This window comes from Pseudomonas grandcourensis (assembly GCF_039909015.1).
In the GTDB taxonomy this organism is placed as follows: domain Bacteria; phylum Pseudomonadota; class Gammaproteobacteria; order Pseudomonadales; family Pseudomonadaceae; genus Aquipseudomonas; species Aquipseudomonas grandcourensis.
Genome location: NZ_CP150919.1, coordinates 4604170 through 4627770, shown reverse-complemented (window position 1 = coordinate 4627770; position 23601 = coordinate 4604170). Strand labels below are relative to the sequence as shown.

The window sequence follows — 23601 nt, the reverse complement described above, 5'->3', positions numbered from 1 at the left end:
TTGCCCTGGCCTGGCTGGTCCAAGTTTAGATCAGTACGTAAGTGTCAGAGATATCCTCCTGAAGATGGCTCATTCCACTTCCGGGCTCAACGTCCCCAACCACGCCACCAAGCCCACAATCAAAACCGCAGCGGCCATTTCCACCACCACACTGCGCCGAAGAGCATGGGCCGCCACGCGATATTGGCCCTCCCGCAACGAACGCTCCAGCAAGGGGCCAAGGTGAAAGCGGTTCAGCGCCGCCAACACCAGCATCCCGGCAAACAGCAGCACTTTGATCGCCAGCAGAATTCCGTAGTGGCTGAGTAAGACCTCATCGAGTTTCGGCCCGACAATGAACAGGTAGTTCACCACGCCCGTGACGCTGATGATCACAACGACCAGCGCACCGACCAGCTCAAATCGCCTGACTGCGCGAGCCAGCAAGCGTATGTGGGCTTCGGTTTGCAGGGCCCGGGGTTGCGCCATCAACGTAAACGCCAGCAAAGCGCCGAGCCAAGCACCCGCCGCCAACAGGTGCAGGATGTCCGCTGTAAAGTGCCAGAAACGGCGGCTGCCTTCGTCCATGGCGCCATGCCCGCTCCAGGCCAGGCTGGTGAGGGCGATGCCGCCGGCCGTGGCGGCGATCACCAGGCTGATGCCGGGGGCGCGCGGGTTGAGCATCAACGCCAATCCCGCGACCGCTAGTGCAATCATCCGCACGGCCCAGGCCAAGCCGACGTCTGTCTCGAACAGCATCATTTCGAGGTGAGGGCGCAACTCGGTAACGTCTGATTCGCCGCTCATGGCGCGGACCATCAGCACCATGCCGGCGATGGACAGCAGCGCGCCGAGCCCGACTGTTGCCGTCGACAACCGGCGAATGGGCAGCACTGTCCCGGATAGCCGTTCCTGTCCCTTGAAGCTGTAGAGCCCGAACAGCGCCACGCCAAACAACAGCATCAAATCCACATACAACACAAACCGCAGCACGACGTTCGCCGAGTCGCTCATCGATCATTTCACTTTGAAGGTGACGTTGCCGGTGATCGGGTGGGTGTCCGACGACACCGCGCGCCATTCGACCTTGTAGGTGCCGGCAGTCAAGGGTGTTGTCGGGGTGATGAACATGCTCTTCGGATCGCTGCCGCCGCTGACTTTGGCCTTGACCGGCATCGGGGCGTGGGCCATGCCGGCCATTTCGGTCATCAGCAGTTTTGCACCGGAAAACTGGGTGACGAGGTTTTCGGAAAAGTGCAGTTCGATCTTTTCGGGTGGCGCACCTTCCGCACCTTCAGTTGGAGTGGAGGCGAGCAGTTTGGGGTGCGCTTGAGCGAGGGTGCTCATGAGCAGGCCGCTGAGCAACGCGATTGCGACAGCGGTGGGTTTGATGATGCGCATGCAGGGTCCTTTACCGCTCGAAGCGGTTGTTGTTGGTTTGAGATGAAACTGTTCAGAACCACATCCGAATACCGAGCACGAGGCGGGTTTCGCTGCGGTCCTCGCCTTCGTCGTTGGCGTAGTCGGCGGTGTTGCCGTAGGTGCGGTTCCAGGTCACGCCGAGGTAGGGCGCGAATTCCCGGCGGATTTCGTAGCGCAGGCGCAAGCCCGCCTCTGTGTTGGACAGGCCCGCGCCGATGCCCCGTTGCGGGTCGTTTTTGCCGTAGGCGTTGAGTTCGACGGTCGGCTGCAGGATCAGCCGATTGGTCAGCAGGATGTCGTAGTCGCCTTCCAGTCGCACGGCGCTCTGGCCACCTTCGCCAATGAAGGCCGTGGCTTCGGCTTCGAAGTTGTACAGCGCCATGCCCTGTACGCCGAACGCGGCCCAGGTTTGCGGGGCGCCGGGTTTGAAGTCCTGGCGCACGCCGCTGACGACGTCCCACCACGGGGAAATGGCATGGCCCCACAGGGCCTGGATTTCTGCATCCTCGGTCACGCCGTTGGTTCGCTCGCCTTCGGAGCGCAGCCACAGTCGATCGATGTCACCGCCGACCCAGCCGGACAAATCCCAGGCCAGGGTGCTGCCGTCATCGGCGTCCTGCCACTCGAGTTTGTCGGCGAGGAAGAATGAATTGAGCGTGCTGTCATGTACGTGGTGGCCGGCGGGATCGGCATACACCGCCGCGCGATCAGCATCGGTCAGCACCGGGATCGGCGTGCGGCTTTCGCTGGGGGCGGCGGGCTGCATCTGGCCATCGTCCATGCCTTGCATTTGGCCGTGGTCCATCTGGCTGTGATCCATACCTTGCATGTCATCGCTGGCGGCCATCGCCGTCGAGGTCGCGAGGGCCAAAAAAAACGGGGTGAATCGAATCATGGGGTGCGCCTCATTCTTCCACGCGAACTTCACGGAACATGCCCATTTCCATGTGGTACAGGAGATGGCAGTGATAGGCCCAGCGGCCGAGTGCATCGGCAGTGACCCGATAGCTGCGCCGGGAGCCCGGTGGCATGTCGATGGTGTGTTTGCGCACCATGAACTGGCCGTACTCGTCTTCGAGATCGCTCCACATGCCGTGCAGGTGGATGGGGTGCATCATCATCGTGTCGTTGACCAGCACGATCCGCAGGCGCTCGCCGTACTTGAGGCGCAGGGGCTCTGCGTCAGAGAACTTCACGCCGTTGAACGACCAGGCGAATTTTTCCATGTGCCCGGTCAGGTGCAGCTCGAGGGTGCGGCCAGGCTCGCGGCCGTCCGGGTCTTCGAAGGTGCTGCGCAGGTCGGAATAGGTGAGTACGCGGCGACCGTTGTTGCGCAGGCCCATGCCGGGATCGTCGAGTTTCGGTGAGGTGGACATGGCTTGCATGTCCACCAGCGGGTTGTCGGTTTCCGAGGCCGGGTGGGACTGCATGCCGGGCATGTCGCCCATGGCCATGTTGCTGTGATCCATGCCCGCCATGCTGCCGTGGTCCATGCCGCCCATGCCCATGTCATCCATGGTCACCAGGGGGCGCGGGTCCAGTGGCGGCAGTGGCGCTACCAGTCCTGTCTTCACCGCCAGGGTGCCGCGTGCGTATCCGGTGCGATCCATCGCCTGGGCGAACAGGGTGTAGGCCGCTTCGGTCGGTTCGACGATGACGTCGAAGGTTTCCGCCACGGCGATGCGAAACTCATCGACGCTCACCGGTTTGACGTACAGGCCATCGGCGGCGACCACGGTCATTTTCAGGCCGGGGATGCGCACGTCGAAGTAGGTCATGGCCGAGCCGTTGATGAAGCGCAGCCGCAGCTTTTCCCCCGGGCGGAATACCCCGGTCCAGTTCGAATCCGGCGCCTGGCCGTTCAGCAGGTAGGTGTAAGTGGCGCCGCCGACGTCCGCCAGGTCGGTGGGGTTCATCTTCATCTCGGCCCACATCTTGCGATCGGCGACGGTCGGCCCCCAGCCTTTTTCGCTGACGTCGTGGATGAAGTCGCCCACGGTGCGTTTGTTGTAGTTGTAGTAATCGGACTGTTTTTTCAGGGTCTTCATCAGGCCGACCGGGTCTTCGTCGGTCCAGTCGCTGAGCATCACCACGTAGTCGCGGTCGTACTGGAACGGCTCCGGGTCCTTGGCGTCGATCACCAGCGGGCCGTAGACGCCGGTCTGTTCCTGAAACCCCGAATGGCTGTGATACCAGTAGGTGCCGTTCTGCCGCACGGTGAACTGGTAGACGTACATGCCGCCGGGCTCGATGCCCTTGAAGCTCAGCCCCGGCACGCCGTCCATGTTGGCCGGCAGCAGGATGCCGTGCCAGTGAATGGACGTGCTGTCCTTGAGTCTGTTGCGCACCCGCAGCGTCACCGTATCGCCTTCGCGCCAGCGCAACAGCGGGCCGGGGATGCCGCCGTTGATGGTCATCGCGGTGCGCGGGCTGCCGGTGAAGTTGACCGGGGATTCGCCGATGTACAGCTCGAAATCATGACCGGCCAACACCTGGGGTTCGCCGGGGCTGCTGATCGCCCAGACCGGCGTGCGCCATAACCCGAGGCCGCCGAAGAGCCCGCCGATGGCCAGGCCTTTGACGAAGGTGCGTCTTGAAGTGTGGGAGTGCATGCCGTGTGTTCCGCCCGTCAGCCTGTTGAACTTGTCGACGAGGCTAGCGGGCGGTGCCTTTCAGCAGGCTGAGGCGGGGATTACAGTTTTGACAGGTTGGGCGACGCTTTCTGGCTTGAAGTGGACTTTTCCCTTGAGGCCACGGTGTCGCCGCCGCAGTTGATGTAGGAAGACGACTTCAGCCAGCGTTGGTCCGGGTAGTAGGAAAACAACAACTGCCCGTCCTTCATCGAATCAATCAGGCGATGGGCAATCGCCGGTCTGACGGCGGGGCAACCCAGGCTGCGGCCGATGCGGCCATTGGCGCGGGCCAGCACCGGGCTGACATAGGGCGCGCCGTGAATGACGATGGCCCGGTCGTAGGCATTATCGTTGAAGCCGGGCTCCAGGCCTTCCATGCGCAGCGAGTAACCGTTCTGGCCGAGGTAGCTTTGCTGGGTGCGGAACAGGCCGAGGCTGGTGGCGTGGCTTTCGTTGCGGTTGGAGAACAGCGTGGCCATGTTTTCACCGCTGTTGCGGCCATGGGCGACCAGTTCGTGAAACAGCAACTTGCGCTGTTTAAGATCGAAGACCCACAGGCGTTGTTCGGTCGAGGGCAGGGAGTAATCGATCACCGCCAGTCTTTGGGCGGGGGCGACACCTTGGGCGCGGCTGCATTGGGTGGCACGAACGGCCAGGGCAATCACTTTGGCGTCGGCGCCGGGTGCTGCTTTGACCAGCGCGTTTTCAAGCGAATCGGCGTAGGCTGACGTTACTGAAAGGCACGTCAGTAAAATGGCAAATAAAAGGCCAAAGCGGTTTAGCGCCATAGTCGGGTCTCATCATGATAATTTCGAGTCTAGCAGCGAGTGGAAAGCTAGCCGTTTGAAACGGAGGATTAAGGATTATCCATGGTGCAATTAACAAGGTCATTCGTCATAAGCCGCATGTTTTTTATGGGCTTTCTGATCAGCGGTGCGGCGTTTGGGCAAACTTCGCCGATTGAGCCGGTATCTGCGACGAGCAGTGCAACCGATGCCGCGGCGCCCGACGACGCGGTCGGCCAAGCGATTCAGGCGACGCTGGAACCGCTGCGCTCGGCCTTTCCGCCGTTGCTCACGTCCAGGCGCCATCAGCGTGTGGATGTCAGCCGGGTGGTGCTCGATTTCTATATGCATCGCAACTATCGCGCCGCGTGGACGGATGATCGTGACGTGGCGCAATTGCTTAAAAGCCTCGAAGACACCCGGATCGACGGCCTGAATCCGGCGGATTTCCGTATCACCGAACTGGCCCAGGCCCATGAATCGCTGGTGGCGGCCATGCCGTCCACGGCGCAACGGGCGATGTTCGACATGGCGGCCACCCGCACCTTCATCACCGCGCTGCTGCAACTGCGGCGGGGCAAGGTCGATCCGTCGCGGCTGGACATTCACTGGAATTTCGAGCCGGCCGGCGGCGATGCCCGCGAGGACATGAACAACCTGTTTACTGCCCTTGATGCCCATGACGTGGCGCGTGCATTCGCCGATGCGCCGCCTCATGAAGTGATTTACCGCAATTTGCGTGAGGGTCTGGCCCGGTTGCGCCAAGTGCACGATACGGGTGGGTGGCCGAAGGTCACCGAAGGGCAATCGCTCAAGCCCGGCATGGACGGGGTGGCGGTTGCACAATTGCGCGCGCGTCTGGTGGCGGGCGGTTACCTGGATGCGCACCTGTCGAAAAAAGCCGGTTACGACGACAAGGTCGTTGCCGCGGTGAAGAGGTATCAGACCGAGCAATACCTGGGGGCCGATGGCGTGGCGGGGGCGGCGACGCTGGCGGCACTGAACGTGCCGGTCGAGGCGCGGATCGATCAGGTGCGGGTCAACATGGAGCGCGCCCGGTGGCTATTGTACAAACTTCAGGGCACGTTCGTGATCGTCGATATCGCCGGCTACAAGGTGGCGATGTACCGCGACGGTCTGCCGATCTGGCGTTCGCGGGTGCAGGTCGGCAAGCCGGTGCGCAGTACGCCGGTGTTCCAGGCCCAAATCACCTACATCACGTTCAACCCGACCTGGACCGTGCCGCCTACGATCCTCAAGCAGGACGTGATTCCAAAAGTCCAGAACGATCCGGGCTATCTGGCGGCCAACCGGATTCGCGTGCTTGACCGCGAAGGCAATGTGCTCGATCCGTCGAGCGTTGACTGGAGCAACCCGCGGGGCATCCACCTGCGTCAGGATGCCGGCCCCGACAGTTCGCTGGGGCAGGTGGTGATTCGTTTCCCCAACGACTATGCGATTTACCTGCATGACACGCCGCACCGCGAGCTTTTTGCCAAAACGGTCCGGGCCACCAGCTCGGGCTGCATCCGCGTGGAAAACCCGCTGCAACTGGTCGAGCTGTTGTTCAACGACCCGGTGCGCTGGAACAGCGCCGGCATCCAGAAGCAGTTGGCCAATGGCCGGACCGAGAACGTCCTGCTGCCGGTGAAAGTGCCGGTGCTGTTGGCCTATTGGACCGTGGACCTGAGCGATGACGGGCGGGTGACGTTCAAGCCCGACATTTATGATTACGATGCCAAGGTGCTGCAGGGCTTGAGTCAGCCTGCGAAGTTGCCCGCCCTGGACTTGCGTCGCGCAGAGGTACCGCTGGTGGTGACGGGGCAGAACCAACAGTAACGAATAACACCGGGCATTGTGGGAGCGGGCTTGCTCGCGAAAGCGGTGTGTCAGCGTACCCTGAGGCGATTGACACGACGCCTTCGCGAGCAAGCCCGCTCCCACAGGATTTGCGGTGGGTGCCCTTTTTACAGCGCCAACCCTTGTTGCACCACCACAAGCAGATCGGTTTCAGTCAGCGCCACCGCGTCCAGCTGCGCGGTGGCCTGCTCGATCGTTTGTAGCCACCAGTGTGTTTCACCGTGTTCGTCCACGGTGCGCAACAGGGCGAGTTCGTTGCCTGTGGTGTGGATCTCGACCCGCCCCTCGCCATCGGCGGTGAAACGTGCAACCGGGTCAAAGGTAATGCTGTGCTCGTTGCCGGTGATCACCAACTGGTCGATGGCGTAATTGTAAGCGTCGCCATCGGGGTGACTCTCGAACACGTGGGTGGGGTTGCGCCGCAGGACCAGGCCCGCTTCGGTCAAGGGCAGGAGCCAGGCCTCTATCCGTTGGTACAGTTCGTAGACCTGGCCCGGCCAGCCATCGATCGCCTGATCCGCGCCGGTCAGCCGTGTCTGTTTCAATTTTGCGGCGAGCTCGTCTGCTTTGCTCATGTCGATTCCCTGTATTGAGGTCTGTCTAATCGTAGCTCGTTGACGCACAGGCAGCGCTTGCCCTGGGTCATGTTTGCAGCTCAGGCAGGGCCGGCGTGATACCGCTGGGCAAGTGGCCACCCATTTGTCCTGGATAACCCCGTAAACTCCGCCCCACAAAGACTGAGGGCTTTGGGTTGTTGCCCATGCCTTGCCCCCGACAGGATGAACTTTTGCCCACGCGCTTTAACGACCCGGACCACGCCCCTGGCGTCGCATTGAAACGCATACCGCTGCGCAAGGCCGCGGTATTGTTCATTGCCACGGTGTGCCTGTGCCTGTGCGGTTTGCTCTACCTGCAACTGGAACAGTCCCGTCGCCACGATCTGAGCCTGGCACAAGTGGCGTCTTCGAACCTGACGCGGGCCATGGCCCAGCAAGCCGAAGACGCCTTCATGAAGGCCGACCTGGTGCTGACCAGCCTGGTGGACTGGATTCAGGTCGACGGTTTCGGCCCGGACCAACGGCCACGCTTGCAGCAGACCTTCGCCCGGCGGGTGCTGGCGCTGGATCAGTTGCACGGCATCCTGCTGTTCGACCAGAAGGGCCAGTGGGTGGTGACCTCGTTTGAAAACCTGCCCCGTGGCCCCGGCGTCGCCGATCGCGAGTACTTCAAGTATCACCAGCAGAACGCATCGTCGGTGGCGCATATCGGTCCGGCCATTCGCAGTCGGGAAAACGGCGAGTGGATCATTCCGATTTCCAAACGGGTCAATGACCGGAACGGGCACTTCCAGGGCGTGTTGCTGGCCGGCATCAAGATGTCGTACTTCGACCAGTTCTTCAAAAGCTTCAGCCTTGACGACAACGGCTCGATGTTTCTCGGCCTGACCGATGGCACGTTGTTGGCGCGTCGACCTTTTGAAGAGGCGCAGATTGGCGTGTCGCTGGCCCAGAGCGAGATTTTCCAGAAGTTCCTGCCATTGGCCACCTCCGGCAATGCGATGTTCACGTCCATCATCGATGGTGTGACGCGCATGTACGGTTACCGACAGCTCGAGGCCTATCCGCTGGTGGTCGCCGCTGCGTCGTCCACGGAGTCCATTCTCGCGGGCTGGTACGACACGGCGTTTCGCTCCAGCCTCATTGTTGCCCTGGTGTTGCTGGGCGTGGGGCTGTTCGGATGGGTGTTCCTGCATCAGGTGCGTGTCGGCGAGCGGGTCGAGGCGGATTTGCGCAGGGCCCAGCAAGCGCTGGAGCTGATCGCCACCCACGACAGCCTGACCGGGCTGGCCAACCGCCGACTGTTCGAGCGGGCGCTGGACGTCGAGTTCGGACGCGGCGCCCGGCAGGCCAGCCCGTTGAGCCTGATTATGCTCGATATCGATTACTTCAAGCGCTACAACGACACCTACGGCCACGTGGTGGGGGATCACTGCCTGGCCGAAGTGGCACGCGCGCTGAAGAGTTGCTGCCACCGCAAGGCCGATCTGGCGGTGCGTTACGGCGGTGAAGAATTTGCGGTGCTGCTGCCGGACACCGACATCCACGGCGCCATGACGATTGCCGAGCAGATCCGCCGCAGCGTCATCGACAGGCACATCAATCACACCGGCTCGCCCAATGGCTACGTGACGGTCAGTCTGGGTTGCTATTCGTTTGTGCCGTCGGGGCGTGACAGCATGGATGTGTTTGTCGAGCGGGCGGATGCGGCGTTGTATCAGGCCAAGCATTCGGGGCGAAACCGCGTGGCAACCTTGTCGATGGCCGGTGGTGTCGAGGCGTTGATGCGTTCAGACCGTTGAAGTGCTTTTGCTGCCGGTGGTCTGTCTCCCGGGCCTGGCGGAATTGATCGTCTAGAGTTCCGTTAGCGCTGCCGAACCCGGCAGGCTCCCCCTCGCACGGACGATCGCCAACATGTTGCTACCTCCAACATTGACAGCCGTTGCTCTGACCGTCGCAGCCGCTGCCATCTTCCCGCTGGCCAGCCACGCGCAATCGAAAATCACCGCCGAAGAAGCTCACTCGATCGGCGTGGATGCCTACATCTATTTTTACCCGCTGCTGAGCATGGACGTCACCCGCAAGCAATTCACCAACATCGAGCCGGGCAAGGAGTTCGGCAAAGGCCCGATGAACATGTTTGTGAGTGTGCCGCAGTACCCGCCCGCCAATTTCAAAGGGGTGGTGCGCTCCAATTTCGACACCTTGTATTCGATTGCCTGGCTGGACTTGACCAAGGAACCGCTGGTGATCGCCGCGCCCGATACCGACGGGCGTTTTTATCTGTTGCCGATGCTGGATATGTGGACTGACGTGTTCGCTTCGCCGGGTTGGCGCACCACCGGCACTGAGGCCGGGCAATTTCTGGTGACACCGCCGGGGTGGACCGGCACGGTGCCCGCCGGGATGAGCCACCTGCCGGCGCCAACCCCCTTTGTCTGGGTCATCGGCCGCACCAAGACCGATGGCGCGGCGGATTACGCGGCGGTGCACAAGATCCAGGCCGGCTACACTGTGACGCCGTTGTCCCGGTTGGGCAAGGAACCTGAAGCCGTCACCGTGAAGGTCGACCCGGCGGTGGACATGAAAACGCCGCCGAAGATTCAGGTCGATTCCATGTCGGCTGCCAACTACTTCACTTACGCTGCCGAACTGCTGAAGGTGAACCCGCCCCACAGCACCGACCAGCCCATGCTGGCGCAGATCAAGCGTATCGGCATCGAAGCCGGCAAACCGTTCAACATGGACACGCTGGATCCGCAAATCCAGGCAGCGTTGCAATCAGTGCCCCAGGATGCGCAGGCCTTGATGACCTGGAAAGTGCCGACCCTGGCGCGGGAGGTCAATGGCTGGTCGATGAACACCGACACCATGGGCGTCTACGGCAACTACTACCTCAAGCGCGCCATCGTTACGCAGATGGGGCTCGGTGCCAACCTGCCCGAGGACGCGATCTATCCGCTGAACATCGGCGACAGCAACGGCAAGCCGCTCGAGGGTGCCAACAAGTACGTGCTGCATTTCAACAAGGGCGAGGCGCCGCCGGTGAACGCCTTCTGGTCGATCACCCTGTATGACCCGCAAGGGTTCCAGGTCGCCAACTCACTCGATCGTTTTGCGGTCAGTAGCTGGATGCCGTTCAAGGACAACGCCGATGGCTCGCTGGATCTCTATTTCCAGAACGAAAGCCCCGGCAAGGACCTGGAGGCCAACTGGCTGCCGGCACCCAAAGGGCCGTTCAACCTGACCATGCGTCTGTACGGCCCGAAAGCCGAGGCGTTGAATGGCAAATGGAACCCGCCGGCGGTCAAGCCGATGTAAGTCTCCGGTGACAAAAAGCGGCCAATGACTGCAGGTCATTGGCGGCTTTGGCCTGTCCAGCTACCTGTCCCGCCGCCAGCACCGCCGGTTCCGCCACCGGGCGCACCGGTGCCGCCGCCCGCGCCACTGCCCGGACCATTGACGCCGGTGCTGCCGCTTGACGAACTGGGGCCGCGACTGCTGCTGTTGTTGCCCGAGGGATAGCTTGGCCTGTTGTTGTCTGGCAGCAGGGTTGAATTGCGGGTTGCGCCGGGTGCCGTACCGGGCGCGCCAGGGGCTTCGCCGGACGCCGAAAAGGTGGCCAGGGACGCTGCCGACAACCATCCGGCCATGAGCAGTGAAGTCATTCTGATGTTCATCATGGTCGTCTCCTGGGGTGAGTCGTTACCTGATGTTGGTGTGAAGGGGCGCGCGGTGGGTGCCGACCGAATGACGAGTGGCTGTCTCAGCGCAGGCCATCATCGTCCAGCTTGCACTCAAGGTTCTGCCGCATCCACGACCACTGGTCATCGATGATACTGAAGCGCACCGAGTTTGCGATTGGCTAAATCAATTGTCGGCGGCAGTGCTTGATCCCGTATACATAGCGACCACTGGCGGAGCAATCCGCCGCTTGCGTGCAAAAGGATTGAACGATGAGCGAGCCACGCCTGACCGACCTTGCTTTGTATCTGCGACGCCTGGGCTTCGATGCACCTCCTGCACCGACCCTTGAAACCCTGCGCCAACTGCAATTGCGCCATACCGGCGTTTTTCCGTTTGAAAACCTCACCACATTATCCGGCGAACCGGTGCTGATCGACTTGCCGTCCATCGAGCGGAAGGTCTTGCACGATGGTCGTGGCGGTTACTGCTACGAACTCAACAACCTGTTTCTGGCCTTGCTTCAGGATTTGGGTTTCGAAGCCCGAGCCATCAGCGGCCGGGTTGTGATGGGCCAACCGGAGGGTGCCTGGACGGCCCGGACCCATCGCCTGAGCCTGGTCATCATCGATGACGTGCGCTACATCACCGACGTCGGCTTCGGTGGCATGGTGCCGACCGCGCCCCTGTTGCTCGATACCCGCGCCGAACAACCCACTCCGCACGAGCCGTATCGCATCGACCTGCACGTCGACGGCTTCACCTTGCGCGCCAACGTCGCGGGCGAATGGCGAGCGATGTACATCTTCGACCTGCAACGCCAGGAAGATATCGATTTTGCGGTGGGCAACTGGTACGTCTCGACCCACTCCGAGTCGTCTTTCGTCAAGCAGTTGATGGTGGCGCGCACCGGGGAGGGCTGGCGGCGCACACTCAACAACGGCAGCTTCGCGATTCACCGGATTGGCCATGACAGCGAGCGGCGGGAGGTGACGGATGTGCAGGAACTGATTGGCCTGCTGGGCCGCGAGTTCGGCATTCGCGTACCGGAACAGGCGCAATTGGCGCGGACGCTGGAGCGATTGATCGCAGCGCCGCAATAGCTAGCTGATCGCAGGCATCACAATGGGCTGATCCGATTGATCGGCCCTTTGTGTTTCAGGGCCGCACACCCGGTTCCATCACCCGTTGGATTTCGCGCAAGGCCTCGGCCAGTTTCTGCTCCAGGCCCTTGAGTTCGGCAGGGGTTAGGGTTTGTTTCAGGTGTGCGCTCTTGCCTTCGTTGAGCAGGGCTCGGCGCAAGGTATTGTTGATCGCCGTCTGGTAGCCGTACCCCTCGTGTTCTGCCAGTGCCCGGGCCGCTTCGATGACAGCGTCATCGAGCATGATGGTTATGCGGGTCTTGCCTTTGGCGGGCACCACGGCCCCGCGCCTGGCGTTGCTGAAATCGTATTCGTCTTTCATCGGTCATGCCTCCAGGTACTGACGGCGCTCGCTTTTGGTGGCGATGCGCGCGGAAATGATTCGAACGAAATCCGGATCGCGGTGGGTGTACACGACAACCAGCAACCGGCCTTTGGCATCCAGCCCCAAGGTGATCCAGCGTTGTTCATCATGGTGGTTGTCCTCGATGGTCAGCGCTCGTTCGTCATGGAATACCGGTTCAGTCTCTGCGAGGCTGATGCCTTGGTGCTTGAGCTTGTTGGCTGCGTTCTTGGCCTTGTGGAACTGAATTTCGAATGACTTCATTATGCATACTTTATATGTATAAAAAAGAGGCGGGCCTTACCGATGGTCGCCAGGAATTCAAAAGACTAGACAGCACCCGGTGGTGGGCAGCGAGGGATGTATTTCAAGGTTTTTGGCGGGGCCATGAGGGTGGCTATCAGGCGGTAATGGACAAGTATCCATTTTGTGACCGATAAGTTGTATACAACTCTATAGACATTTGTCCTGTGTCTTGCATACAGTGTGCGCATAACAAAAACCAGGGAACCCCCTCCATGAAAACGCCCCATGTTTCACACCAACGGCCCGAGGACGAAAATCTTGGGATCGGCGCGAATATGGCTTATGGCCTGCAACATGTTCTGACCATGTATGGCGGTATCGTCGCGGTGCCATTGATCATCGGCCAGGCGGCCGGGCTCTCGCCGGCGGACATCGGTTTGTTGATTGCTGCTTCATTGTTTGCGGGGGGGCTGGCAACGCTGCTGCAAACCCTGGGTTTACCGTTTTTTGGTTGTCAATTGCCGCTGGTGCAGGGCGTATCCTTCTCCGGCGTCGCGACCATGGTGGCGATTGTCAGCAGTGGCGGGGAGGGCGGGTTTCAATCGGTGCTGGGGGCGGTGATAGCGGCGTCCCTGATCGGGTTACTGATAACCCCGGTGTTCTCGCGTATCACCAAGTTCTTCCCGCCGCTGGTAACTGGCATCGTGATTACCACCATCGGCTTGACACTGATGCCGGTAGCCGCGCGCTGGGCAATGGGCGGCAACAGTCATGCGCCGGACTTCGGCAGCATGGCGAACATCGGTCTGGCGGCGGTAACGCTGGTGCTGGTGCTGCTGCTGAGCAAAATCGGCAGTGCAACCATCTCCCGCCTGTCGATTCTGCTGGCCATGGTCGTCGGTACGGTGATCGCGGTGTTCCTCGGCATGGCGGATTTCTCGTCCGTGACCCAGGGCCCGATGTTCGGCTTCCCGACGCCGTTCCACTTCGGCATGCCGACCTTCCACTTCGCTGCGATCCTGTCGATGTGCATCGTGGTGATGGTGACGCTGGTGGAGACTTCGGCGGACATTCTGGCCGTCGGTGAGATCATCGGCACCAAGGTTGACTCCAAGCGCCTGGGCAACGGCCTGCGCGCCGACATGCTGTCGAGCATGTTTGCGCCGATCTTCGGTTCCTTCACCCAGAGCGCCTTCGCCCAGAACGTCGGTCTGGTGGCGGTCACCGGCATCAAGAGCCGCTACGTGGTGGCCACTGGCGGTATGTTCCTGGTGCTCCTCGGCCTGCTGCCGTTCATGGGCCGGGTCATCGCCGCCGTACCGACCTCAGTACTGGGTGGCGCCGGCATCGTGCTGTTCGGTACCGTCGCCGCCAGCGGCATTCGGACCTTGTCCAAGGTCGATTACCGCAACAACGTCAACCTGATCATCGTCGCGACCTCGATCGGCTTCGGCATGATCCCGATCGCGGCACCGAGCTTCTACGATCAGTTCCCGAGCTGGTTCGCGACCATTTTCCATTCGGGCATCAGTTCTTCGGCGATCATGGCCATCGTGCTGAACCTGACCTTCAACCACCTCACCGCCGGTAACTCCGACCAGCAATCGGTGTTTGCGGCCGGTACCGAGCGTGTGCTGCGTTATCAGGATCTGGCGGCGTTGCGTGAAGGGGACTACTTCAGCGAAGGTAAACTGCATGATTGCGACGGCAAGGAGATTCCAGTGGTTGAGGTGGACCACGGGCATGGCGAGCCACACGCGGTGCATGCGAAAAGCAGTGAGCATGTCTGACGTTCACGGCGACTGAAAAGGGCCGATCTGTCGAATAGACAGATCGGCTTTTTGCTTTTCAGGAACTGGCTTTTCAATCGCCCACAAAAAAGCCCCTGGATCTTTCGATTCAGGGGCTTTTCGATGTTGCTGTCTGGCTCCACGACCTGGACTCGAACCAGGGACCCAGTGATTAACAGTCACTTGCTCTACCAACTGAGCTATCGCGGAATGGCGCGTATCTTACTGATTCAAAAAGAGAAGTCAAGCATCGATTAACAATTGGAGCGAATCAGCGGGACGGGCGGTGGTTTAGCGGCGATTGGCGGTTACCAGGATCGCCCCAGAGGACTACCATGGCCGCCCGGAAGTGGTGACACGCGCTGCCGGCCATTCGCCGAAAAGGTACGCGCCATGAATCATTTGACCCTCACACCTCGACACCACGGGGTGCGCCCATGAGCATCTCTCAGATCAGCCTGCCCAAAGGTGTCGGCCCCCACGCCGAAAAGTTGTTCGACGCCATCACGCAGGCCGGCACCGCTGAAGCATTGAATCGCGCTGGCGGCAAGGCCGAAGGTTTTGTCCTGGGCCTGGAAAGCACCAAGGCGATCAAGAGCCAGGTCGCTGAATCGCTGTATGTCGCCTACGACGACGCTGCCAGCCAGCGTGCGACCGAACTGGCTTAACCGCCGAAGGTAATCGTGCCAAGCATCAGTTTGGCGTAGAGCGCCGTGGCACCCAATTGCACCAGCCACAGGGCCAGGCCGCCGAGAAACACACCGGCGGCCACTTGCATCACCAGGTTGTTGCCGCGTTTTGTCGGGGCGCGGGGGGTGAAGTGATCCAGGTCATCCAGGTCATCGCGGTCGGCGCGCAGGTCATCGTTTTTCATGTGGGTTCTCGCAGGAATTCCAGGGTGTATACAAGCCTGTGGAGTTTAGAGGGCAGAGCCACCGCTTTGAGATTAATCTGCAACAAATAAAAAAACGGGAAGCCACATGGCTTCCCGTTTTTCATTTCAAGGCGTAATCAGATGACCTGGACGATAGCGTCCGTCACAACCTTGATGTTGCTCTGGTTCAGTGCGGCCACGCAGATGCGGCCGGTGTCCAGGGCGTAGATGCCGAACTCGTTGCGCAGACGGTGAACTTGCTCAACCGTCAGGCCGGAGTAGGAGAACATGCCGCACTGACGACCGACGAAGCTGAAATCGCGCTGAGGCGCTTTTTGTGCCAGCAGGTCGACCATCTGGGTACGCATGCCACGAATGCGCAGGCGCATTTCGGCCAGTTCGGCTTCCCACTGGGCGCGCAGTTCCGGGCTGTTGAGTACGGCAGCAACAACGCTGGCACCGTGGGTCGGCGGGTTGGAGTAGTTGGTGCGGATTACGCGTTTGACTTGCGACAGCACGCGCGCGCTTTCTTCTTTCGATTCGCTGACGATCGACAGGGCGCCAACGCGCTCGCCGTACAGCGAGAACGACTTGGAGAACGAGCTGGAAGCGAAGAAAGTCAGGCCCGACTCAGCGAACAGGCGCACGGCGGCGGCGTCTTCGTCGATGCCATCGCCAAAGCCCTGGTAGGCCATGTCGAGGAATGGCACGTGGCCTTTGGCTTTAATGACTTCCAGGACGTTTTTCCAGTCCGCCGGGCTCAGGTCCACGCCGGTCGGGTTGTGGCAGCAAGCATGCAGCACAATGATCGAGCCGTTTGGCAGCGCGTTCAGGTCTTCCAGCATGCCGGTACGGTTCACGTCGTGGGTCGCGGCGTCGTAGTAACGGTAGTTCTGCACCGGGAAACCGGCGGTTTCGAACAGCGCGCGGTGGTTTTCCCAGCTCGGGTCGCTGATCGCCACAACGGCGTTCGGCAGCAGTTGCTTGAGGAAGTCGGCACCGATTTTCAGTGCGCCAGTACCGCCAACGGCCTGGGTGGTGATGACGCGGCCAGCGGCGATCAGCGGCGAATCATTGCCGAACAGCAGCTTTTGCACGGCCTGGTCGTAGGCGGCGATGCCGTCGATTGGCAGGTAGCCACGGGAAACGTGTTGAGCGGCGCGAATGGTTTCGGCTTCGACAACGGCGCGCAGGAGTGGAATTCGCCCCTCCTCGTTGCAGTAAACACCGACTCCCAGGTTGACTTTGTTGGTCCGGGTATCGGCGTTGAATGCTTCGTTGAGGCCCAGGATTGGATCGCGTGGTGCCATTTCGACAGCGGAGAACAGGCTCATTATTGCGGCGGCTCTGAATGGAGTGTGGAGGGACGTGTCGCGCTCCAGCCGAATGCACTAGAGCGGTGCACAAACGGGGAGCTAGTATAGAGGCCATCGACGATGGCTGGCGACAGGCGAATCAGCATTTCGGGTAAGTTTTTCCGATTATTTCTCGATCGGTAGTCGAATGGCGTCGGCAAAGGTTTTGCGCGATGTAGGACGTTTGCCTTGAAAGCGCTGGCAATCGGCTCCACATTGAGCACAATCCAGTTTTTTCTTCGGGCGACATCGGTCGTTTGCGGTCTTTCTCGTTCGTGCCGTTTTTACCGGCAAGAGTGATCCAGAGGTATTTCATGTCTGAATTCCAGCTAGTCACCCGTTTCGAGCCCGCCGGCGATCAGCCGGAAGCCATCCGCCTGATGGTCGAGGGCATCGAGGCCGGGCTGGCGCACCAGACGCTGCTCGGTGTGACCGGCTCGGGCAAGACCTTCAGCATCGCCAACGTGATCGCCCAGGTGCAGCGCCCGACCCTGGTGCTGGCGCCGAACAAGACCCTGGCGGCGCAGTTGTACGGGGAGTTCAAGGCGTTCTTCCCGAACAACGCGGTGGAATATTTCGTTTCCTACTACGACTACTACCAGCCGGAAGCCTACGTGCCGTCCTCGGACACCTTCATCGAGAAGGATGCGTCGATCAACGATCACATCGAGCAGATGCGTCTGTCGGCGACCAAGGCATTGCTTGAGCGCAAGGACGCGATCATCGTCACCACGGTGTCCTGCATCTACGGTTTGGGCAGCCCGGAAACCTATTTGAAGATGGTGTTGCACGTGGATCGCGGCGACCGGCTCGATCAACGCGAATTGCTACGCCGCCTGGCCGACCTGCAATACACCCGCAACGACATGGATTTTGCCCGTGCGACCTTCCGCGTGCGTGGCGATGTGATCGATATCCACCCGGCGGAATCCGATTTCGAGGCGATCCGCATCGAGTTGTTCGACGATGAAGTGGAAAGCCTGTCGGCATTCGATCCGCTGACCGGCGAAGTCATTCGCAAACTGCCGCGCTTCACCTTCTACCCGAAGAGCCACTACGTGACGCCACGGGAAACCCTGATGGGCGCGGTCGAAGGCATCAAGGTCGAGTTGCAGGAGCGCCTGGAATACCTGCGCTCCAACAACAAACTGGTGGAAGCCCAGCGCCTGGAGCAGCGCACCCGTTTCGACCTGGAGATGATCCTCGAGCTGGGTTATTGCAACGGCATCGAAAACTACTCGCGCTATCTGTCCGGTCGCGAAGCTGGCGCGGCGCCACCGACCCTTTACGATTACCTGCCGGCCGATGCCTTGCTGGTGATCGATGAATCCCATGTCAGCGTTCCGCAGGTTGGCGCCATGTACAAGGGCGACCGCTCGCGTAAAGAGACCCTGGTGGAATACGGTTTCCGCCTGCCTTCGGCCCTGGACAACCGGCCGATGCGCTTCGATGAGTGGGAAAGGATCAGCCCGCAGACGATTTTCGTCTCGGCGACACCGGGCAACTACGAAGCCGAGCACGCCGGGCGCGTCATTGACATGGTGGTGCGCCCGACCGGGCTGGTAGACCCACAAATCGAGATCCGCCCGGCGTTGACCCAGGTCGACGATTTACTCTCGGAAATCAGCAAGCGCGTCGCAGTCGAGGAGCGGGTGTTGGTCACCACGTTGACCAAACGCATGGCCGAAGACTTGACTGACTATCTGGCGGATCATGGCGTGCGTGTGCGTTATCTGCACTCGGACATCGACACCGTGGAGCGGGTCGAGATCATCCGCGACCTGCGCCTCGGCACCTTCGATGTGCTGGTGGGGATCAACCTGCTGCGCGAAGGCCTGGATATGCCGGAGGTCTCATTAGTGGCGATCCTCGATGCCGACAAAGAAGGTTTCCTGCGCTCCGAGCGCTCGCTGATCCAGACCATCGGCCGCGCGGCGCGTAACCTCAATGGTCGGGCGATTCTGTATGCCGACAGGATTACCGGCTCCATGGAGCGGGCCATCGGCGAAACCGAGCGCCGTCGCGACAAGCAGATCGCCTTCAACCTGGCCAACGGCATCACCCCCAAAGGCGTGTTCAAGGACGTCGCCGACATCATGGAAGGCGCCACCGTGCCGGGTTCGCGCAGCAAGAAGCGCAAGGGCATGGCCAAGGCCGCCGAGGAAAACGCCCGGTACGAGGCCGAACTGCGCTCTCCGGGCGAGATCGCCAAGCGTATCAAAGCCCTGGAAGAGAAGATGTATCAGCTTGCTCGTGATCTGGAGTTCGAAGCGGCAGCGCAGATGCGCGACGAGATTACCAAGTTGCGCGAGCGCCTACTGACGGTCTGAATTTAAAATGCGGTCCCTGTGGCGAGGGGGCTTGCCCCCGTTGGGTCGCGAAGCGGCCCCAAAACCTGAGGCCACGTTGTGTCAGTTGTACATGGTTGGCAGGTTTTACGACTGCTGCGCAGCCGAGCGGGGGCAAGCCCCCTCGCCACAGTGTTGTGTATGACTCGATATCAGTGCGCTTCTCCAGCCTTCAACCCCTCCGGCAACTTCTTGGTCAGCAAAACCGCCACCATGCTGATCCCCAGCGCAATCCCGACAAAGTGAAACGCATCGTTGTAGGCCATGATCGACGCCTGTTGGTGGGCGATCTCGCTGAGTTTGCCCAGGGCTGCCGTTTCGTTGCCCAGCCGGTCAGCCAGCGAGGCGATCCGTTCAGCCACCTGCGGATTACTCGGTACGATGGATTCACGCAGGTAGTCAAAGTAAACCTTGGTCCGCGCATCCAGCAGCGTGGCGAGCAGGGCGATGCCGATGGCGCCGCCGAGGTTGCGCAGGATGTTGAACAGACTCGAGGCCGACCCCGCATCCTGGGGCAGGATGTAGGCGGTGGCGATCAACGAGATGGTGACCATGATCAGCGGCTGCCCCAGGGCGCGGATGATCTGGATCTGATTGAACTGCGGCCCGGCGAAGTCCGGGTTCAGCACGCCCGAAGAGAAGCTCGCCAGCCCGAACAGCCCGAAACCCAGCGTACACAGCCATTTCGGCGAGACGAACTTCATCAGCTTGGGCACCAGAGGAATCAGAAACAGCTGCGGCACGCCCATCCACATGATCACTTCGCCAATCTGCAGGGCGTTGTAGTTCTGGATCTGCGCCAGGTACAGCGGCAACAGGTAGATCGAACCGTACAGCCCGACCCCCATCCCGACGCTGGAAATACTGGATAACCCGAAGTTGCGGTTGCCGAGGATGCCGAGATTGATCAGCGGATTGGGTTTGGAAAACTGCACGATCACAAAGGTAATCAGGCTGACCAGCGCGATGCTGCCCAGGGTCACGATCAGGCTCGATTCCAGCCAGTCCTTGCGATGGCCTTCCTCCAGAAACACCTGCAAGCAGCCGAGCCCGACGCCGAGGGTGAGAATGCCGGCGTAGTCGGTGCTTTTCAGCAACTCCCAGTGGGCCTCTTTCTTCTCCAGGCCGTACATCAGGCCGGCGATCATGATCAGGCCGGGCGGGATGTTGATGTAGAAGATGTATTCCCAGCCCCAGTTCTCCGTCAGCCAGCCGCCGAGGGTCGGGCCGATGGAGGGCGCGAAGGTGGCGGTCATGGCGAACATGGCCATGCCTTTGGCGCGGTGGTGTTCTGGCAGCTTGATCAGGGTCAGGGTGAACGCCAGCGGGATCAGCGCACCACCGGTAAACCCTTGCAGGGCGCGGAACACGATCATGCTTTCCAGGCTCCACGCCATGGAGCAGAGCAGGGACGCGGCCAGGAACCCGAGGGACACCCACACCGCCAGGCGTCGCGCCGACAGCAACTGCACGAGCCAGGCGGTGAGCGGGATCATGATGATTTCCGCCACCAGGTACGAGGTGGAAATCCACGAACCTTCTTCCAGGGTCGCCGACAGCGCACCCTGGATGTCCTTGAGCGAGGAGTTGGTGATCTGGATGTCCAGCACCGCCATGAACGCACCGAGCATCACGCTCATCACCGCAATCCAGTCCCGCCGGGTCGGTTCGCCGACCGGGCGGATCAGTTGATCACCGGCCATCGTCAGGGGCGTCTTTGTGGCTCACTTTGGGGGTGACATCTTCAGGGGCGTCCTTGATGTTCACCTTGGCGGTGACCGACATGCCCGGGCGGATCTTGCCGCGCAGCGGATTGTCCGCGGCGAAGGTCAGTTTTACCGGAATCCGTTGAACGACTTTGGTGAAGTTGCCCGTGGCATTGTCCGGCGGCAACAGGCTGAACTGCGCACCCGAGGCGGCGAACAGGCTGTCGACCCGGGCTTTGATCGGGGTGTCGCTGTAGGCGTCGAAGGTCAGTTCGGCTTCCTGGCCGGGCTGCATGTGGCCAATCTGGGTTTCCTTGAAATTGGCCTGAATCCAGATGTCTTCGTCCGGCACGATCGACAACAGATAAGCGCCGGCCTGGACGTATTGGCCTTCGCGGGCCGCACGCTGGCCGATCAGGCCGCTGATGGGCGCGTGGATTTCGCTGCGGGTCAGGTTCAGTTCGGCCTGGGCCAGGTCGGTTTTGGCGTTGGCGATCTGCGCGTCGAGGCGTTTGATCTCGGCGTTCAGTGCGTTGACTTGTTGGCGCTGACTTTGCGCGTCGGCCTGGGCCTTGGCCACTTGCGAGCGGGCAATGTGGGATTCGGCGGAGAGGGTGGTCACCCGTTCTTCCGAAATAAAGCCTGGTTTGCGCAAGGTCTCGGCGCGGGTCAGGTCGATTTGCGAACGACCCAGGCTGGCCTGGCTGGAGGCGACTTGCGCTTCGCTGGCGGCAATCAGGCTGGCCTGCTGGGTCAGTTTGCTCTGGGCTTGCAGGCGCTCGGCCTCGCGAGTGGCCAGGGCAGCATTGGCGCGGTCGACAGCGAGGCGGAAGTCGTCGCCTTCGAGTTTGACCAGCAACTGGCCTTTCTCGACATGCTGGTTGTCCTGCACCAGCACCTGGTCGATGCGCGCGCCCAATTGGCTCGACACGCGGGTGATCTCGCCCTGGACATAAGCGTTGTCGGTGCTTTCATAAAAGCGTCCCTTGAGCAGCCAATGGGCAAACAGGCCCCCGGCAATCAGCAGGACAATCAGCAGGAATGTGAAGAGGCGACGCTTGAGTTGGGCAGGCATGGGAAAACTGTAGTCGAGAAATTGTAAGGGAAGGTATCAGCAGGCAAATCTGGCATACAGCCGATAAGCGGTAAATGCCATCGGCTGATATTCGGCCATTCACCTGTCTATACGGGCGTTACAGACGCAACCTTGGCTTAAATGCCCTGTTCACTGGAGCCGGGCGGGTATCGCCTGTTACCATTCGCGCCTTGTTTGAACTTTGCTTTTATTCTTTTCGAGACATGCCATGACCACCGTCCGCACTCGCATCGCGCCATCGCCTACCGGGGATCCCCACGTAGGTACCGCTTACATCGCCTTGTTCAACTACTGCTTTGCCAAGCAGCACGGCGGTGAGTTCATCCTGCGGATCGAAGACACCGACCAATTGCGTTCGACCCGCGAGTCCGAACAGCAGATTTTCGACGCCTTGCGCTGGCTGGGGATCGACTGGAGCGAAGGCCCGGACGTCGGCGGTCCGCACGGTCCGTACCGTCAAAGCGAGCGCGGCGATATTTATCAGAAGTATTGCCAGCAGCTGGTTGAAATGGGCCATGCCTTCCCGTGCTTCTGCACCGCCGAAGAGCTGGACCAGATGCGCGCCGAGCAGATGGCTCGCGGTGAAACCCCGCGTTACGACGGCCGCGCGCTGCTGCTGTCCAAGGAAGAAGTCGACCGTCGCCTGGCCGCTGGCGAGCCCCACGTCATTCGGATGAAGGTGCCGAGCGAAGGCGTCTGCGTGGTACCGGACATGCTGCGCGGCGACGTTGAAATCCCGTGGGACCGCATGGACATGCAAGTCCTGATGAAGACCGATGGCTTGCCGACGTACTTCCTGGCCAACGTGGTCGATGACCACCTGATGGGCATCACCCACGTATTGCGTGGCGAAGAGTGGCTGCCATCGGCACCGAAGCTGATCCTGCTTTACGAGTACTTCGGCTGGGAACAACCGGAGCTGTGCTACATGCCGCTGCTGCGTAACCCGGACAAGAGCAAGCTGTCCAAGCGCAAGAACCCGACCTCGGTGACCTTCTACGAGCGCATGGGCTTCATGCCGGAAGCGATGCTCAACTACCTGGGCCGCATGGGCTGGTCGATGCCGGACGAGCGCGAGAAGTTCTCCTTGCAGGAAATGGTCGATAACTTCGACCTCAAGCGCGTGTCCCTCGGCGGGCCGATCTTCGACATCGAGAAATTGTCGTGGCTCAACGGCCAGTGGCTGCGTGACTTGCCCGTGGAAGAGTTCGCCGCGCGCGTGCAGAAGTGGGCGTTCAACTCCGAATACATGATGAAGATCGCGCCGCACGTGCAGGGCCGCGTTGAAACCTTCAGCCAGGTGGCACCCCTGGCCGGGTTCTTCTTTGCCGGTGGCGTGAATCCGGATGCCAAGCTGTTCGAATCCAAGAAACTGTCGGGCGATCAGGTTCGTCAGTTGATGCAGTTGATCCTGTGGAAGCTCGAAAGCCTGCGTCAGTGGGAGAAGGACAGCATCACCGCCACCATTCAAGCGGTGGTTGAGTCCCTGGAGCTGAAGCTGCGTGACGCCATGCCGCTGATGTTCGCTGCGATCACCGGCCAGGCCAGTTCGGTGTCGGTGCTCGATGCGATGGAAATCCTCGGGCCGGACCTGACCCGCTTCCGTCTGCGCCAGGCCATTGACCTGCTGGGCGGCGTGTCGAAGAAAGAAAACAAAGAGTGGGAAAAGCTGCTGGGTGCTATCGCCTGAGCACGTCTGACTCTGCGGTAGCCGTCGGAGGCCGGGATCTTTTGTTCCTGTCCTCCGGCGTTTTTCCCCCGAATTTATGGGGGGAGGGCGG

The 23601-nt window shown here is 61.0% G+C and carries 21 protein-coding genes and 1 tRNA gene; 8 read left to right on the top strand and 14 right to left on the bottom strand.

The features are described 5' to 3' along the window. Positions 1-69 precede the first annotated feature (69 nt). The 5 genes from copD to AABM52_RS20690 form a co-directional block, all read right to left on the bottom strand. Entirely contained in the window at positions 70-993 is a 924-nt protein-coding gene (gene copD, locus AABM52_RS20710; RefSeq protein WP_347907620.1) for a copper homeostasis membrane protein CopD, read from the bottom strand. A gap of 3 nt (positions 994-996) precedes the next feature. Next, entirely contained in the window at positions 997-1380 is a 384-nt protein-coding gene (gene copC / locus AABM52_RS20705; protein WP_347907619.1) for a copper homeostasis periplasmic binding protein CopC, read from the bottom strand. Positions 1381-1432: 52 nt separating this feature from the next. After that, positions 1433-2296, bottom strand: a complete 864-nt coding sequence (locus AABM52_RS20700; protein ID WP_347907618.1) for a copper resistance protein B — start codon at positions 2294-2296, stop codon at positions 1433-1435. A 10-nt stretch (positions 2297-2306) separates the two neighbouring features. Then, positions 2307-4013 carry a copper resistance system multicopper oxidase gene (locus AABM52_RS20695; protein ID WP_347907617.1) on the bottom strand — a complete coding sequence of 569 codons (1707 nt, stop codon included), beginning with the start codon at positions 4011-4013 and terminating at the stop codon, positions 2307-2309. Between the two features lie 80 nt (positions 4014-4093). Next, positions 4094-4822 (bottom strand): murein L,D-transpeptidase catalytic domain family protein, encoded by a 729-nt coding sequence (locus AABM52_RS20690; protein WP_347907616.1) that lies wholly within the window; start codon positions 4820-4822, stop codon positions 4094-4096. A gap of 81 nt (positions 4823-4903) precedes the next feature. Between AABM52_RS20690 and AABM52_RS20685 the strand changes: the two genes are divergently transcribed. Then, positions 4904-6658 carry a L,D-transpeptidase family protein gene (locus AABM52_RS20685; RefSeq protein WP_347907615.1) on the top strand — a complete coding sequence of 585 codons (1755 nt, stop codon included), beginning with the start codon at positions 4904-4906 and terminating at the stop codon, positions 6656-6658. Positions 6659-6786: 128 nt separating this feature from the next. Here the strand turns inward: AABM52_RS20685 and AABM52_RS20680 are convergent, their stop codons facing one another. Further along, the gene (locus AABM52_RS20680; RefSeq protein ID WP_347907614.1) at positions 6787-7254 is read right to left on the bottom strand and encodes a hypothetical protein; all 468 of its coding nucleotides are present in this window, start codon (positions 7252-7254) and stop codon (positions 6787-6789) included. A 212-nt stretch (positions 7255-7466) separates the two neighbouring features. Here AABM52_RS20680 and AABM52_RS20675 point away from each other — a divergent pair, with 212 nt between their 5' ends. After that, positions 7467-9038 carry a diguanylate cyclase gene (locus AABM52_RS20675; RefSeq protein WP_347907613.1) on the top strand — a complete coding sequence of 524 codons (1572 nt, stop codon included), beginning with the start codon at positions 7467-7469 and terminating at the stop codon, positions 9036-9038. Positions 9039-9150: 112 nt separating this feature from the next. Further along, positions 9151-10557, top strand: coding sequence for a DUF1254 domain-containing protein (locus AABM52_RS20670; protein ID WP_347907612.1), 1407 nt, complete (start codon positions 9151-9153; stop codon positions 10555-10557). 35 nt (positions 10558-10592) lie between these two features. Here AABM52_RS20670 and AABM52_RS20665 read toward each other — a convergent pair whose 3' ends face one another. Next, positions 10593-10919 carry a hypothetical protein gene (locus AABM52_RS20665; protein WP_347907611.1) on the bottom strand — a complete coding sequence of 109 codons (327 nt, stop codon included), beginning with the start codon at positions 10917-10919 and terminating at the stop codon, positions 10593-10595. A 273-nt stretch (positions 10920-11192) separates the two neighbouring features. Here AABM52_RS20665 and AABM52_RS20660 point away from each other — a divergent pair, with 273 nt between their 5' ends. After that, a complete protein-coding gene (locus AABM52_RS20660; protein ID WP_347907610.1) occupies positions 11193-12023 on the top strand; it encodes an arylamine N-acetyltransferase in 831 nt (276 codons plus the stop codon). Positions 12024-12078: 55 nt separating this feature from the next. Here AABM52_RS20660 and AABM52_RS20655 read toward each other — a convergent pair whose 3' ends face one another. Both AABM52_RS20655 and AABM52_RS20650 read right to left on the bottom strand, forming a co-directional pair. Further along, entirely contained in the window at positions 12079-12384 is a 306-nt protein-coding gene (locus AABM52_RS20655; protein ID WP_347907609.1) for a BrnA antitoxin family protein, read from the bottom strand. 3 nt (positions 12385-12387) lie between these two features. Next, positions 12388-12669 (bottom strand): BrnT family toxin, encoded by a 282-nt coding sequence (locus AABM52_RS20650; RefSeq protein WP_347907608.1) that lies wholly within the window; start codon positions 12667-12669, stop codon positions 12388-12390. Between the two features lie 254 nt (positions 12670-12923). Between AABM52_RS20650 and AABM52_RS20645 the strand changes: the two genes are divergently transcribed. Continuing rightward, positions 12924-14441, top strand: coding sequence for a nucleobase:cation symporter-2 family protein (locus tag AABM52_RS20645; protein WP_347907607.1), 1518 nt, complete (start codon positions 12924-12926; stop codon positions 14439-14441). Positions 14442-14575: 134 nt separating this feature from the next. Here AABM52_RS20645 and AABM52_RS20640 read toward each other — a convergent pair. Further along, positions 14576-14651 (bottom strand) — tRNA-Asn (locus AABM52_RS20640). Between the two features lie 227 nt (positions 14652-14878). On the opposite strand from AABM52_RS20640, the gene AABM52_RS20635 reads away from it, so the two are divergent. Beyond that, positions 14879-15109: a hypothetical protein gene (locus tag AABM52_RS20635; RefSeq protein WP_007978659.1), complete on the top strand. Its 231-nt coding sequence runs from the start codon at positions 14879-14881 to the stop codon at positions 15107-15109. Here the strand turns inward: AABM52_RS20635 and AABM52_RS20630 are convergent. Together AABM52_RS20630 and AABM52_RS20625 are read right to left on the bottom strand one after the other, a co-directional pair. Next, entirely contained in the window at positions 15106-15315 is a 210-nt protein-coding gene (locus tag AABM52_RS20630; RefSeq protein ID WP_347907606.1) for a hypothetical protein, read from the bottom strand. The two genes, AABM52_RS20635 and AABM52_RS20630, sit on opposite strands and share 4 nt — an antisense overlap. Before the next feature lie 137 nt (positions 15316-15452). Beyond that, positions 15453-16649 (bottom strand): amino acid aminotransferase, encoded by a 1197-nt coding sequence (locus tag AABM52_RS20625; protein ID WP_347907605.1) that lies wholly within the window; start codon positions 16647-16649, stop codon positions 15453-15455. Positions 16650-16984: 335 nt separating this feature from the next. On the opposite strand from AABM52_RS20625, the gene uvrB reads away from it, so the two are divergent. Further along, positions 16985-19000 carry an excinuclease ABC subunit UvrB gene (gene uvrB, locus AABM52_RS20620; RefSeq protein WP_347907604.1) on the top strand — a complete coding sequence of 672 codons (2016 nt, stop codon included), beginning with the start codon at positions 16985-16987 and terminating at the stop codon, positions 18998-19000. A gap of 170 nt (positions 19001-19170) precedes the next feature. Here the strand turns inward: uvrB and AABM52_RS20615 are convergent, their stop codons facing one another. After that, positions 19171-20661: an MDR family MFS transporter gene (locus AABM52_RS20615; RefSeq protein WP_347912661.1), complete on the bottom strand. Its 1491-nt coding sequence runs from the start codon at positions 20659-20661 to the stop codon at positions 19171-19173. A gap of 49 nt (positions 20662-20710) precedes the next feature. Then, positions 20711-21799 carry an HlyD family secretion protein gene (locus AABM52_RS20610; RefSeq protein WP_347907603.1) on the bottom strand — a complete coding sequence of 363 codons (1089 nt, stop codon included), beginning with the start codon at positions 21797-21799 and terminating at the stop codon, positions 20711-20713. Positions 21800-22028: 229 nt separating this feature from the next. Here AABM52_RS20610 and gltX point away from each other — a divergent pair, with 229 nt between their 5' ends. Further along, a complete protein-coding gene (gene gltX, locus AABM52_RS20605; RefSeq protein WP_057715585.1) occupies positions 22029-23510 on the top strand; it encodes a glutamate--tRNA ligase in 1482 nt (493 codons plus the stop codon). Positions 23511-23601 lie beyond the last annotated feature (91 nt).

Coding starts and splice junctions, on each gene's coding strand:
- copD (WP_347907620.1), bottom strand. CDS start 993: ATGAGCGACTCGGCGAACGTCGTGCTGCGGTTTGTGTTGTATGTGGAT.
- copC (WP_347907619.1), bottom strand. CDS start 1,380: ATGCGCATCATCAAACCCACCGCTGTCGCAATCGCGTTGCTCAGCGGC.
- AABM52_RS20700 (WP_347907618.1), bottom strand. CDS start 2,296: ATGATTCGATTCACCCCGTTTTTTTTGGCCCTCGCGACCTCGACGGCG.
- AABM52_RS20695 (WP_347907617.1), bottom strand. CDS start 4,013: ATGCACTCCCACACTTCAAGACGCACCTTCGTCAAAGGCCTGGCCATC.
- AABM52_RS20690 (WP_347907616.1), bottom strand. CDS start 4,822: ATGGCGCTAAACCGCTTTGGCCTTTTATTTGCCATTTTACTGACGTGC.
- AABM52_RS20685 (WP_347907615.1), top strand. CDS start 4,904: ATGGTGCAATTAACAAGGTCATTCGTCATAAGCCGCATGTTTTTTATG.
- AABM52_RS20680 (WP_347907614.1), bottom strand. CDS start 7,254: ATGAGCAAAGCAGACGAGCTCGCCGCAAAATTGAAACAGACACGGCTG.
- AABM52_RS20670 (WP_347907612.1), top strand. CDS start 9,151: ATGTTGCTACCTCCAACATTGACAGCCGTTGCTCTGACCGTCGCAGCC.
- AABM52_RS20665 (WP_347907611.1), bottom strand. CDS start 10,919: ATGATGAACATCAGAATGACTTCACTGCTCATGGCCGGATGGTTGTCG.
- AABM52_RS20660 (WP_347907610.1), top strand. CDS start 11,193: ATGAGCGAGCCACGCCTGACCGACCTTGCTTTGTATCTGCGACGCCTG.
- AABM52_RS20655 (WP_347907609.1), bottom strand. CDS start 12,384: ATGAAAGACGAATACGATTTCAGCAACGCCAGGCGCGGGGCCGTGGTG.
- AABM52_RS20650 (WP_347907608.1), bottom strand. CDS start 12,669: ATGAAGTCATTCGAAATTCAGTTCCACAAGGCCAAGAACGCAGCCAAC.
- AABM52_RS20645 (WP_347907607.1), top strand. CDS start 12,924: ATGAAAACGCCCCATGTTTCACACCAACGGCCCGAGGACGAAAATCTT.
- AABM52_RS20635 (WP_007978659.1), top strand. CDS start 14,879: ATGAGCATCTCTCAGATCAGCCTGCCCAAAGGTGTCGGCCCCCACGCC.
- AABM52_RS20630 (WP_347907606.1), bottom strand. CDS start 15,315: ATGAAAAACGATGACCTGCGCGCCGACCGCGATGACCTGGATGACCTG.
- AABM52_RS20625 (WP_347907605.1), bottom strand. CDS start 16,649: ATGAGCCTGTTCTCCGCTGTCGAAATGGCACCACGCGATCCAATCCTG.
- uvrB (WP_347907604.1), top strand. CDS start 16,985: ATGTCTGAATTCCAGCTAGTCACCCGTTTCGAGCCCGCCGGCGATCAG.
- AABM52_RS20610 (WP_347907603.1), bottom strand. CDS start 21,799: ATGCCTGCCCAACTCAAGCGTCGCCTCTTCACATTCCTGCTGATTGTC.
- gltX (WP_057715585.1), top strand. CDS start 22,029: ATGACCACCGTCCGCACTCGCATCGCGCCATCGCCTACCGGGGATCCC.